This window comes from Clostridium sp. UBA5119 (assembly GCF_002414285.1).
Lineage (GTDB): Bacteria > Bacillota > Clostridia > Clostridiales > Clostridiaceae > Clostridium_J > Clostridium_J sulfidigenes.
On record NZ_DHYX01000115.1, the window covers coordinates 1 to 3,225 of the forward strand.

Below are 3,225 nucleotides of genomic sequence, written 5' to 3' on the forward strand. Positions count from 1 at the left end.
AAAATCTCCTAGCCTAGGCTAGGAGATTTATATGTTTACTGAAAGATACTAAATAGCATACTTATGGATTAGTTTAATTTTGTTGGAGCTTAATATAGATATAATGTTATAAAAAATCCATATCAAAAATAATATAATTATAAGTAGCTGTCTTTGTATAAAAGAGATATAGGCAACGACTTATCCTCCTTATACGAATCATAATCATAGAGATTTTTTATTTTGCTCCCCTTGCTGCTAAGCTCTTTAAAGGGGCACTTATTATTATTTTCAGCCCAATTATAAAGGGCACAGTCCTTTGAACACTCTACATACTCATCGTAAGTTGATAAAAAATCACACTTAACCAAGCATAACACCCCCAATAAATACACATTTAATACCCTAAATTATAAATGAGAATTTTCACAAAATAAAGTATTTTTAGTAGATTTATTGTAGAATTTTCTATATTTGAAGATTTTCAAATATTTTTTAAATATAATTATAATATTTTAAAAAATTATAAAATTATACTACCATTGCTAAAATATTTATTAAAATTTATCCTATGAAAACTACACTTATGTCAATGTTTATATTTTTATGGCCTATATTTCTTTGAGTATTATGGATATTCAAACTATTATCTTCTTTTTTTGCTATATGGTTTTTAAGATTAATAATCTTTTCACTATCAATATTCATTACTTTTTCATATATAGGAAGTAGCTCATTAGGATTCTTATTATTTAAGCCTATATTAATGATTGCTATTTTTTTTATTCCATAAATACAACTTAACAAATTTTCATTGTTGGTGATATAATGAGAAAATTCAGTAAACTCGTCCAATAAGTGACTACAACCATATAAATCCAGTTCGGATATAGTTGAAGGTCTTTTTTTGCCTTCTTTGAAATCTAAATCCCCTACTTCATTATTTAATATGGTACCACCTTTTTCTATGACAGCTCTTTCTAAGTTTAAATCATTTAACTCTAAACAATCATCTATTCTTACCTGAGTTCCAATATCTATATGATACATAATAAAATTTTTAGCTTCTTCCTTAGATTTGACAAGAATACTGTGAATACCAATTTCCTCAAGTTTATTCATCATATCTTGTATTAATATGCTTACAGAAGTTCTATTTACCATACATATTACACCTCCTAAGGCAGTTAAATATTTTCTTTACTTATTTATATGGATGTAATTACTATTTTATGATATCAATGAAAGATTTTATAATATGAGCTGTAAAACCCCAAATTACATAATTATTCCACTGATAAAAGTATTCATCTAATACCCCCTTTGAAAATTTATAATCCTTACCTCCGTTTATTAAATGAAAGGGAAATCCATCTTGATTTATTGGGCCAATATCCATTTTATATAGTAATGGTTCTGTATCAATAAAAAATTTTATTGGTACCTTAAATATATGATCAACTTCACTTGTATTAAACCTAATATTACTTGTATTAAGTTTAGCGATATAGGGACGCATTACCATGTGGTATGGTGATAAGAAATAATCCATTTCACCAATAACTTCAAAATCTTCTTTTTTAATATTCATCTCTTCAATGGTTTCTCTTATTGCAGCATCTCTAAAAGACTCTCCTTCTTCAACCTTTCCACCAGGTAGACAAACATCTCCAGGCTGACTATTTAATTTTTTAGCTCTAACTTGAAAAATTATATAAACCTCATCTTCTATAACCTGTAGAAGAATCATCACTGCTGCTTTTTTCATAGGTTGTATAGATGTGGACTCCCTATCTTTAAAAATATCATTTATTCTATCAATATTTATATTTGTCATCAGTTCACTGCTCCTTCTAAATGTCTTATATATAGCATACCACAATATTAGATAATAAAAATATAACATATTATTAATAACATATTTTTTCTTNNTTTTTTTTTTTAATAAAAATCATATTTTTTCTTTGTCCTTGTTGAAAATTACAGTAAATGTTATACTAGATAGGACTTATTTAATTCTAAAATATAAAATTGGAGAGATGACTTGTGAAAAAGAGAATTTTATCATTATGGGTATTTTTTACTTTAGTGTTTACCTTTTCTTTCTCAACTATAGCCATTGCAGAATCTAAACCTGAAATCGTTGGTACTTCTGCTATTGTTATGGACTTAGAAACAAAGGAAATAATCTATTCTAAAAATATCGATGAAAAGAAACAACCAGCCAGTATTACTAAGCTGATGACCGCTTTACTATTAGCTGAAAATAAAAGCAAAACCGATTTACTTACTTATCCAGCTGCAGCCTTAGAAGAAGAGCCTTATTCTTATGGACTTAATGTTCATCCAGTAACTCCTGGAGATACATTTACCAGTAAAGATGCGATGGACATACTACTTCTTTATTCAGGTAATGATATTGCTTATATGGTTGCTGAAAATGTTGGTGGAACAAAGGAAAAGTTCATTACAATGATGAATGAAAAAGCTAAAGCTTTAGGTATGACTAATACTAATTTTGTAACACCTAATGGCCTTGATGATAACACTGATGATCACTATACTACAGCATATGATTTATCCCTATTATTAAATGCAGTTTACAGTAATGAGTGGATTAGAGAAACTATGTCTAAAAAGGAATCTGAAGTAAAATCTACTAATGGACCTTCATCAATAGTTGAAAATAGAAATAAACTTATAGGTGTAGATGGAAACATTGGTGGAAAAACTGGTTATACAGAAAAGTCTGGAAGGTGCTTAGCTGCTTTATATCAAAGGAATGGACATACTTTAGCAACGGTAGTATTAGGTTCAGATTATAATTTTCCAGTAGATACTCAGGTTTTTGAAGATACTACAAACCTAGCCAATTATGGCTTCAATGCAGAAAAAGAGGTATTCAAAGCTAAGAACACTGAAATTTCAGAAGTTACTATGGAATATAAAATTTTACCTCTTATAGGACCTAAAAAAGCAATTAAAGTTCCAATTACTATTCATGAGGATATTTCATTATATCCAACAGACTTAGAACCAGAATTTAATTCTGAAGTAGGTAAGATAAATATTTGGACTTTAAGTAAAGATAAATCTATTGGTAAAGCTACTGTTAATATAAAGGGGTATGAAAAACAATATGATATATATTCTAGACTATCCAATATGGATATAATAAAAAGTAATATCATATATTATGTATTAGCTCTATTAGTATTAATAGTAATAGCATCTTTAGTAATACTA

Annotated in this window: 4 protein-coding genes (1 of these 4 only partly in view); 1 reads left to right on the plus strand and 3 read right to left on the minus strand. The window is 27.7% G+C overall.

What is annotated here, in order from left to right; all coding sequences use genetic code 11:
- Positions 1-137 precede the first annotated feature (137 nt).
- The 3 genes from B2671_RS17255 to B2671_RS17265 all read right to left on the minus strand — a co-directional run bounded on the left by B2671_RS17255 (position 138) and on the right by B2671_RS17265 (position 1,816).
- Positions 138-350 carry a hypothetical protein gene (locus B2671_RS17255; protein WP_346871526.1) on the minus strand — a complete coding sequence of 71 codons (213 nt, stop codon included), beginning with the start codon at positions 348-350 and terminating at the stop codon, positions 138-140.
- A gap of 193 nt (positions 351-543) precedes the next feature.
- A complete protein-coding gene (locus tag B2671_RS17260; protein ID WP_346871527.1) occupies positions 544-1,143 on the minus strand; it encodes a hypothetical protein in 600 nt (199 codons plus the stop codon).
- Between the two features lie 61 nt (positions 1,144-1,204).
- A complete protein-coding gene (locus B2671_RS17265; RefSeq protein WP_346871528.1) occupies positions 1,205-1,816 on the minus strand; it encodes a CoA pyrophosphatase in 612 nt (203 codons plus the stop codon).
- 251 nt (positions 1,817-2,067) lie between these two features.
- Here B2671_RS17265 and B2671_RS17270 point away from each other — a divergent pair, with 251 nt between their 5' ends.
- Positions 2,068-3,225: the 5' portion of a D-alanyl-D-alanine carboxypeptidase family protein gene (locus B2671_RS17270; RefSeq protein WP_422653252.1), read on the plus strand. Its footprint extends 69 nt past the window's final position; the window shows 1,158 of its 1,227 coding nt (coding positions 1-1,158); the start codon lies at positions 2,068-2,070; its stop codon lies beyond the right edge, outside the window.

Bases quoted from the DNA above. Each gene is read 5' to 3' on its own strand.
- B2671_RS17260 (WP_346871527.1), bottom strand. From the start codon at position 1,143: ATGGTAAATAGAACTTCTGTAAGCATATTAATACAAGATATGATGAAT.
- B2671_RS17265 (WP_346871528.1), bottom strand. From the start codon at position 1,816: ATGACAAATATAAATATTGATAGAATAAATGATATTTTTAAAGATAGG.